The 6690-nt window shown below is 45.3% G+C and carries 7 protein-coding genes; 4 read left to right on the top strand and 3 right to left on the bottom strand.

The window, feature by feature from the left end; genetic code table 11:
• The first annotated feature begins 362 nt into the window (after positions 1 to 362).
• Positions 363 to 671 carry a hypothetical protein gene (locus OU793_RS07250; protein WP_005496359.1) on the top strand — a complete coding sequence of 103 codons (309 nt, stop codon included), beginning with the start codon at positions 363 to 365 and terminating at the stop codon, positions 669 to 671.
• A 42-nt stretch (positions 672 to 713) separates the two neighbouring features.
• Here the strand turns inward: OU793_RS07250 and OU793_RS07245 are convergent, their stop codons facing one another.
• The 3 genes from OU793_RS07245 to rdgC form a co-directional block, all read right to left on the bottom strand.
• Positions 714 to 968, bottom strand: a complete 255-nt coding sequence (locus OU793_RS07245) for a YfhL family 4Fe-4S dicluster ferredoxin (protein WP_005460170.1) — start codon at positions 966 to 968, stop codon at positions 714 to 716.
• A gap of 2 nt (positions 969 to 970) precedes the next feature.
• A complete protein-coding gene (yegQ, locus tag OU793_RS07240; RefSeq protein WP_005496358.1) occupies positions 971 to 2371 on the bottom strand; it encodes a tRNA 5-hydroxyuridine modification protein YegQ in 1401 nt (466 codons plus the stop codon).
• 165 nt (positions 2372 to 2536) lie between these two features.
• Positions 2537 to 3451 carry a recombination-associated protein RdgC gene (gene rdgC, locus OU793_RS07235; RefSeq protein ID WP_005460210.1) on the bottom strand — a complete coding sequence of 305 codons (915 nt, stop codon included), beginning with the start codon at positions 3449 to 3451 and terminating at the stop codon, positions 2537 to 2539.
• 224 nt (positions 3452 to 3675) lie between these two features.
• On the opposite strand from rdgC, the gene phoB reads away from it, so the two are divergent.
• Genes phoB through OU793_RS07220 form a run of 3 tightly spaced genes read left to right on the top strand, consistent with a single transcriptional unit; the run spans position 3676 to position 6663 of the window.
• Positions 3676 to 4365: a phosphate regulon transcriptional regulator PhoB gene (gene phoB, locus OU793_RS07230; RefSeq protein ID WP_005460184.1), complete on the top strand. Its 690-nt coding sequence runs from the start codon at positions 3676 to 3678 to the stop codon at positions 4363 to 4365.
• 40 nt (positions 4366 to 4405) lie between these two features.
• Positions 4406 to 5704 (top strand): phosphate regulon sensor histidine kinase PhoR, encoded by a 1299-nt coding sequence (gene phoR, locus OU793_RS07225; protein WP_005460158.1) that lies wholly within the window; start codon positions 4406 to 4408, stop codon positions 5702 to 5704.
• Complete coding sequence (locus tag OU793_RS07220) at positions 5704 to 6663, top strand: PstS family phosphate ABC transporter substrate-binding protein (protein WP_015296276.1); 960 nt, start codon at positions 5704 to 5706, stop codon at positions 6661 to 6663. Before phoR ends, OU793_RS07220 begins: the two co-directional genes overlap by 1 nt.
• Positions 6664 to 6690: the final 27 nt, after the last annotated feature.

The following is a 6690-nucleotide window of genomic DNA, read 5'->3' as shown; positions in this document are numbered from 1 at the left end:
GCGATTCCACCACAATGTCAGCCACTTATCGTCAGTAAATAACGTCTTATCTTTGTTCTTGTTTCGGCTCAGGTATCTCTTTTATGAAACTGGAGAAACATCATACTTTTGTCTACAGTGAATAATACCAATACAAAAACTAACCCAACTCGTTTGGGTGACATATTATAGAAATCTTAAATAAACAACGGGTTGTATGTATTGTTGAGTGGTAACGACTCTGTTTTGAAAGATCTTTCGTCACGATACTCTGATTTCTGAACAATATGTCTGTCGGTTGGTAAGTAAAATAGGCAACGCAGACAAGGTATTGAGGCGGGGTTGTGGAGTGACCTGCCGTAGAATGAATCAAGGACAAAACCATGACTATGATTTGTGCAAAAGAATTTGCAGAGTGGTTAAGACACAGATTTAGCAGTGATCCCAAGGGAGTTTTATTGACTCGTGAAGATGTTAATCACCTGACGGGACGTCAGCGTCTCGATCCGGGATTTGTTAATGATGTGCATTACGAGCTAATGCAATATGGAATGGCTTTCGTTACAGATACGAGCAGGGAAAACTTCTATTTAATTCCTGTATCTCAAGCTGAAAATTGGCGTGAAAGGCTCGAGTATCACTTTGAGAAAGAGTTGTTTTGCAATATCTATCCAATCGAAAAATCAGGATAAAAAAAGGTTCAACTTTGTTCGCAAAGTTGAACCTCATTTTATTTAGGCGAGTCCCTGAATCACCACAAACTTTTCAAGCAATTGCTCTTCTGTCTCAATGTGGTTTGGATCAGTAATAATACATTTTGTTATTGGACAAACTGACTGACAGGTAGGCTTTTCGTAATGACCTTTGCACTCAGTACATAAGTTAGGGTCGATTTCGAAGATGCTGTCTCCCATGCTGATCGCGCCATTCGGGCATTCCGGATCACACATGTCGCAGTTAATGCATTTGTCAGTGATGAGTAACGCCATGATTACTTACCAGTAGGGTTACGAGTGTCCTGGCCTGCGTTTAGATTGCGCATCAACAGACCGTATTCTAGGTCCATGTCTTCAGGAACCGGAATGAATACGAAGTGGCCGTTACCTTTTGCGTCTTCAATTGACTCTGATTTGCGGTTTTCCATCGCTTCTAGAGTGAAAACAACGTTACCTTTTGGTGTCATTAACTCCAGGCTGTCACCTACAACGAATTTGTTTTTCACTTCAACTTCTGCCATGTCGCCACGACGTTTACCTGTGAACTCACCAACAAATTGTTGTGCGTCAGAGACTGAGTAACCGTAGTCGTAGTTTTGGTAAGTATCGTGTGTATGACGACGTAGGAAACCTTCTGTGTAACCACGGTGAGCTAGGCTTTCTAGTGTACCCATTAGGCTTTCATCGAATGGTTTACCTGCAACTGCGTCGTCGATCGCTTTACGGTAAACTTGCGCTGTACGTGCGCAGTAGTAGAACGACTTAGTGCGGCCTTCGATTTTTAGTGAGTGAACACCCATCTTAGTTAGACGCTCTACGTGTTGAACCGCGCGTAGGTCTTTTGAGTTCATGATGTAAGTGCCGTGTTCATCTTCGTAGGCAGCCATTTTTTCTTCTGGACGATGCGCTTCAGAAAGCAGAACCACTTCATCCGTTGGTTTACCACGACCGATAGTGGTTTCAGGGCGCTCGTCTTGAACTTCAACAGGCTGTGCTTCAGTTGGGTCAAACTTCTCAACGATGTCGCCAGCGTCGTTTTCTTTGCCTTCTTCAACTTTGTATTCCCAACGACATGCGTTAGTACATGTACCTTGGTTAGGGTCACGCTTGTTAATGTAACCAGAAAGTAGGCAACGACCAGAGTAAGCCATACATAGTGCACCGTGAACGAATACTTCTAGTTCAGTTTCAGGGCAATGCTCACGAATTTCTTCGATTTCTTCTAGAGAGAGCTCGCGAGAAACGATTACACGTTCAACGCCATTCGCTGCCCAGAACTTAACGGTTGCCCAGTTCACAGCGTTTGCTTGTACAGAAAGGTGAATTGGCATTTCTGGGAAAGCTTCGCGAACCATCATGATTAGACCAGGATCTGACATGATCAATGCGTCAGGGCCCATCTCAACGACTGGTTTAAGGTCACGAATGAAGGTTTTTAGCTTTGAGTTATGTGGTTGGATGTTGCATACCACGTAAAGCTTTTTGCCTAGGGCATGTGCTTCATCGATACCGATTTTTAGGTTCTCGTGGTTAAACTCGTTGTTACGTACGCGAAGGCTGTAGCGAGGTTGGCCAGCGTAAACTGCATCTGCGCCGTAGGCGAATGCGTAACGCATATTTTTCAGGCTGCCCGCTGGAGACAGTAGCTCAGGTACGAATGCTTTCTCAGTTGTCATTGCTCAATTCTCTTTTATCTGATCACAAGTCAGGCCAATTCCACCTTATGGAAATGGGGCGCAAATTTTACGTCAAAATGTGAACTGTGACTAGGAGAATTGTGCTTTAGATGAACAAACGCCCTACAAAAAGTGAGGGCGTATTTATTAAAAAGTAGGGTTATCTTATGCGTTAGGGTTAGGTAGGCCACCTAGCGCTTCATATAGATTTGGTAGGAAAGCGCTGAATTCACCGCACATTAGTGAGAAGTCAGCATCAAAGCGAGCCGCTTGATCTTCACGTGGGATATCGTCGTTTTGATCTTTCAACTCATCTGAGAATTTTAGACGTTTGATGCCGGAATCTTCAGCCATGATGAACTCGATTCGGTCTTGCCAGTTAAGTGCAAGTTTCGTCACGACTTTGTCAGCTGCGATGTGATTGCGGATTTCATCTGTGGTCAGCTCTTGCTTCTTACAGCGAATCACGCCACCTTCTTCAAGTACCGATTTTAACTCAGCTTCGTCCATCATGGTGATGCCTTGCGGTGTGTTACCTGTTTTAACCCATTCAGTTAGCGTGGTTTCAATTGCTACTTCTGGAATCGCAGGAACAACAGGTAAGCTACCCATGGTTTTACGCAGTAGCGCTAATACGTCTTCTGCTTTTTTGTAGCTGCTTGCATCGACAAGGATGAAGCCTTCTTTTGGCATAATCAACACGTGAGTGTGGCTGCTGCGGCTAAAGGCACGAGGCAGTAAGTCCATCACGATGTCATCTTTTAAGTTATCTTTCTCTTTCTTCTTCAGAGGGCGACCTTCTTGCGCTTCCATAGCGTCTACTTTTGCATTCAAAGACTCTTTTATCACAGAAGCAGGCAGCATTTTCTCTTCTTTTTTTGCACAGATCAGAATGCGGTTTTCTGACACGTGCGTCATCATGTCGCCATGTCGACCCATAGCACTAACCCAACCAAACTTTTGTTTATCTTGGCTACCACAAGGGGTGAATCGAAACTCAGCGAGTTGAGTTTCTAGTTGATCGGCGTTGAAGTTAACCTCGCGGTTAACGCGATATACCAGACAGTTTTTAAACCACATAAATCTTCTCTAGGCTTGATGACAAGGGAGTAATCATAGGGAATTTTTGAGCTGATGTCTTAATAGAAATGAAAAATATCAGGATGAACCCCAAAAGAAAGTTATATGAAAATTTGTTTTCAAAGGTCACAAAAGTGTCATAATTGGTAGTGATAATGCTTATGCATCGAGGGGCGCTTTGTCTCTTAAATTCATTAGCTCAACAAACATAAGGTTACTCAATTATGTCTAGAAGGATTCTGGTTGTTGAAGACGAAGCTCCAATTCGTGAAATGCTTTGCTTCGTGCTTGAACAAAAAGGTTACCAGGCGGTAGAGGCGGAAGATTACGATACTGCTGTAACCAAACTGGCTGAACCCTTCCCTGATTTAGTATTACTGGATTGGATGTTACCTGGCGGTAGTGGCATTAACTTTATCAAACACATGAAACGTGAAGAGCTTACACGCAACATTCCTGTTGTGATGCTGACTGCTCGCGGTGAAGAAGAAGATAAAGTTCGCGGTTTAGAGGTTGGTGCAGATGACTACATTACCAAACCGTTTTCACCTAAAGAGTTAGTTGCTCGCCTTAAAGCGGTTATTCGCCGTGTTACGCCGACCGCATTAGAAGATGTGATTGATGTTCAAGGTCTCAAACTCGATCCTGTTTCTCACCGTGTTACTGCGAATGATGAAGCGGTTGATATGGGGCCGACCGAGTTCAAGATGCTGCACTTCTTTATGACCCATCAAGAGCGTGTTTACAGCCGTGAGCAGCTGCTAAACAACGTGTGGGGCACCAATGTTTATGTTGAAGACCGTACTGTTGACGTTCATATCCGTCGTCTTCGTAAAGCACTGGAAGCTGCCGGTCACGACAAACTGATTCAAACCGTTCGTGGCGCTGGTTACCGCTTCTCAACAAAGGCTTAGATTTTTACGCAGCTTATCAATGCCATTTCTGGAGTAATGAGTGGTTGAAAGATTAACGTGGAAAAAGCTGGCCTGGGAGCTGGCTTTTTTTTACACCCCTTGGGTGATAGTGGGGTGGATATTCGGTTATATGCCGTGGTTGCTTTTGGCTGCCACGGCTTTGCAGCTTGTGTGGCATTTGCATAACCAAGTGCGCTTGTCTTCTTGGTTATGGGATGAAAAACGCCTGACTCCGCCGTCTGGCAGTGGTAACTGGGAGTCTCTCTTTAACGGTCTCTATCGTTTGCAACAGCGTCAACGTCGTAAACGCAAAGAGCTCACCAATTTGATCCGTCGCTTTAGAAACGGTGCCGAATCATTGCCCGATGCTGTCGTAGTATTTCGCGCGGAAGGCAACATTGTTTGGTGTAACCGATTAGCTCAACACCTGTTAGGCTTCCATTGGCCAGAAGATTCCGGTCAACCTATCTCGAACCTGATTCGAACTCCAGATTTTATCAAGTACCTCAATAAAAAAGATTTCTCCGAACCGCTAGAAATGCGCTCGCCGTTGAATGTCGAACGTATGTTAGAACTGCGTATCGTGCCTTACACGGAAGGTGAACACCTGATGGTGGTGCGTGACGTGAGCCAACTTAAGCAACTCGAAGGAATGCGTCGTAACTTCTTCGCCAACGTTTCTCATGAGCTACGCACTCCGATGACCGTACTACAAGGTTATCTGGAGATGACGGAAGACCCAGATATGATCGTCGGCCCGATGTGGACTAAAGCGCATGGGGTGATGACGGAGCAGCTTAACCGCATGAACAGCTTAGTGAATCAACTTCTTACCTTATCTAAGATTGAAGCCGCGCCGATGCATGAGTTGGAAGATGTCGTAAACGTGCCAGCAATGCTTGAAGTCTTAGAGAAAGAAGCGATCAGCTTAAGTGGTGATGACCAACATAAACTCAAGTTTGATGTCGATACCAGCCTTCGTGTGCTTGGAGATGATGACCAATTGCGCAGCGCGATCTCCAACCTTGTTTACAACGCAGTGAAGTACACTCCTCCGGGAGCCAATATTCATGTTCGTTGGTATCAAACCGCACAAGGTGCGTGCCTTGAAGTTGAAGACAGTGGTGATGGTATTGAGCCACAACACTTGCATAGACTGACTGAGCGTTTCTACCGAGTTGATAAAGCACGTTCACGCGATACGGGGGGCAGTGGTTTAGGGTTGGCAATTGTGAAGCATGCGCTGAGCCATCATGACTCACACCTGGAAATTCAAAGTGAAGTCGGTGTAGGAAGCAAGTTCTCGTTCGTACTTCCAAGTCGTTTAGTGGTGAAATAATGGGACGTCGAGTCAGTAAAGCCATCGCTTGTATCGCGCTTATTTGTTCGAGTATGGCGGTTGCTCAAGATAAGCCATTACCGAACTACCATAAAACCACTGGCATTGTTGGTAACTTGCTCTCGGTAGGCTCAGACACTTTGGCGGGGATGACCACACTTTGGGTGGAAGAGTTTAAATCCATTTACCCGAACATCAACGCGCAAGTTCAAGCTTCAGGCTCGTCAACGGCGCCACCTGCTTTAACAGAGCAAACGGCGCAGTTTGGCCCAATGAGCCGCCCGATGCGTTTGAAAGAAATCGAAGCGTTTGAGCGACAGCATGGTTACAAACCTACAGCATTGCGCGTTGCTATTGATGCTATCGGTATTTTTGTGCATCAAGACAATCCCATTCAAGGTTTGAACTTTAATCAATTGGACGCGATGTTTTCCGCTACGTTGCGTTGTGGGGAAAGTCAGTTCATCACTAACTGGCAGCAACTAGGTTTAAAAGCCGAATGGGCGAAGCGCAACTTGCAGTTGTTTGGGCGTAACTCTGTGTCCGGGACGTATGGTTACTTCAAAAGCAATGCGCTGTGTGGCGGTGACTTCAAAACCCGAGTGAATGAACAACCGGGCTCGGCTTCTGTGGTGCAATCTGTGGCATCGACCATCAGCGGAGTTGGTTATTCTGGCGTTGGTTATCGAGTGGCTGGTGTAAGGTTGGTTCCCATCGCTAAACGCGGGGTTAACTATGTTAGCCCGACTCGTACAAATATTGTCTCAGGTAAGTACCCACTATCACGCTACCTTTATGTATACGTAAACAAGCATCCTGATTACCCGTTGTCTCCAATAGAAGCCGAGTTTATTCGTTTTATGTTCTCTGCTCAGGGACAAGCATTAGTCGAAAAAGATGGCTATGTACCGATCACTGCAGATTTCGCAGCGGAAGAGTTAAAAAAAGTCGGCCTTTAAGCCGACTTTTTTTCATTGTACCGAAAA

It is taken from the genome of Vibrio sp. VP6 (assembly GCF_028823755.1).
Classification (GTDB): Bacteria; Pseudomonadota; Gammaproteobacteria; order Enterobacterales; family Vibrionaceae; genus Vibrio; species Vibrio parahaemolyticus.
The sequence above is the reverse complement of the archived record's forward strand: the minus strand, read 5'-3'. Positions and strand labels throughout refer to the sequence as shown.

Excerpts from the sequence above, each read along its gene's own strand:
- OU793_RS07250 (WP_005496359.1), top strand. The coding sequence starts at position 363 with ATGACTATGATTTGTGCAAAAGAATTTGCAGAGTGGTTAAGACACAGA.
- OU793_RS07245 (WP_005460170.1), bottom strand. The coding sequence starts at position 968 with ATGGCGTTACTCATCACTGACAAATGCATTAACTGCGACATGTGTGAT.
- yegQ (WP_005496358.1), bottom strand. The coding sequence starts at position 2,371 with ATGACAACTGAGAAAGCATTCGTACCTGAGCTACTGTCTCCAGCGGGC.
- rdgC (WP_005460210.1), bottom strand. The coding sequence starts at position 3,451 with ATGTGGTTTAAAAACTGTCTGGTATATCGCGTTAACCGCGAGGTTAAC.
- phoB (WP_005460184.1), top strand. The coding sequence starts at position 3,676 with ATGTCTAGAAGGATTCTGGTTGTTGAAGACGAAGCTCCAATTCGTGAA.
- OU793_RS07220 (WP_015296276.1), top strand. The coding sequence starts at position 5,704 with ATGGGACGTCGAGTCAGTAAAGCCATCGCTTGTATCGCGCTTATTTGT.